The sequence below is a fragment of the Gilvimarinus gilvus genome (assembly GCF_030518155.1).
Taxonomy (GTDB): Bacteria; Pseudomonadota; Gammaproteobacteria; order Pseudomonadales; family Cellvibrionaceae; genus Gilvimarinus; species Gilvimarinus gilvus.
This window is the reverse complement of sequence record NZ_JAULRU010000159.1, coordinates 1-328: the sequence shown is the minus strand read 5'-3', so window position 1 is coordinate 328 and position 328 is coordinate 1. Positions and strand designations below refer to the sequence as shown.

At 58.8% G+C, this 328-nt stretch carries 1 protein-coding gene; it reads right to left on the bottom strand.

Going from position 1 to position 328, the window contains the following annotated elements:
• The coding region (locus QWI17_RS01255) for a GntR family transcriptional regulator (protein ID WP_302720676.1) at positions 1-328 on the bottom strand (328 nt) is incomplete at both ends.

Genomic DNA, 328 nt, shown 5'->3' with positions numbered 1-328 from the left:
CGTTGAGCTCGTCTTCGATCAGGCGTAGCAACTTCTTGTTTTTTGCCTTGCTGTACAAGGCCATGTGCAACAAACGGTTTAGCCGGCCGATTTCAGCGTGGCGGGTTTCATTCTCCAACTGCTGGATGTAGCCGCGTGCCTGGGCGATGTCGCTGGGCTCCAGCAACGGGATGGACTGGCGTAGCGCCTCGCTCTCAAGCAGTATGCGCAGCGCGTAGGTGTCTACCGCGTCCTCGCCGATCAAGGGCGCAACCACGGCGCCCTTGTGCATTTCCACTTTCAGCAGTGATTGCGCTTCCAGCTGGCGCAAGGCTTCGCGTACAGGCAT